Genomic DNA, 858 nt, shown 5'->3' with positions numbered 1-858 from the left:
CTTGAACTCAAATTCCAGTTGTCCTTCGCTATATAAGGCATCCATCTCGACTTCCGCTGAAATAATCAGTTTTACGTTGCGCTCATAAAACTCGTCGACTAAAGCAATAAAACGCCTCGCAGCATCATCAATTTTACGATTCATCTGACGAACATCGGCCAGTAAAACCGTGTGATAAATACGTGAGAGTTCAATGTAATCGTTTTGACTTCGAGCGGTTTGGCACAACTGTTCAAAAGAAGCATGTGACACCCCATCACTGGCTTCAATCACGTTAATCTGTCGATGATTAATGTCGATTTTGTGAGCAACGCTTTTACGCTCAGCCGTAAGCTGCTGATAATAGGTATTTAAATTAATAGAAGCCTGCTCATCCAATGGATAATGGTAGATTTCGGCTTGTTCCAACGTCCTCAGACGATAATCGACACCACTATCCACATTTAGTACATGGCAACGCGCCAAAATCATATCAATAGCAGGAAGGAAACGAGCTCGCTGTAAGCCATTACGATACAAATTTTGTGGTTCGATGTTTGACGTCGCCACCAGCACCATCTGACGCTTAAACATTTCTTGCAACAATGTAGCAAGAATCATGGCATCAGTTATGTCAGACACAAAGAACTCGTCAAAACAAACAATATCTGCTTCTTGTTTAAATAAGTCGGCAACTTTGGAGAGAGGATTTTCTACCTCCCCCAAACGCTTTAACTCGTCATGTACCCGATACATAAAGCGGTGAAAGTGCACGCGCATGTTTCTGGCAGTAGGTAAGGCATCAAAAAAGGCATCCATGAAATAGGTGTTACCTCGGCCTACCCCACCCCAAAAGTACAAACCTGTTCGGGGTTGAGC

General features: G+C 43.0%; 1 protein-coding gene. It reads right to left on the bottom strand.

Annotated features, from left to right (window positions below):
- On the bottom strand, window positions 1-858 hold an 858-nt coding region (zapE, locus tag R7Z77_RS24710), incomplete at both ends, for a cell division protein ZapE (RefSeq protein ID WP_318136966.1).

The sequence above is a fragment of the Vibrio sp. 1401 genome, assembly GCF_033340295.1.
The sequence above is the reverse complement of the archived record's forward strand: the minus strand, read 5'-3'. Positions and strand labels throughout refer to the sequence as shown.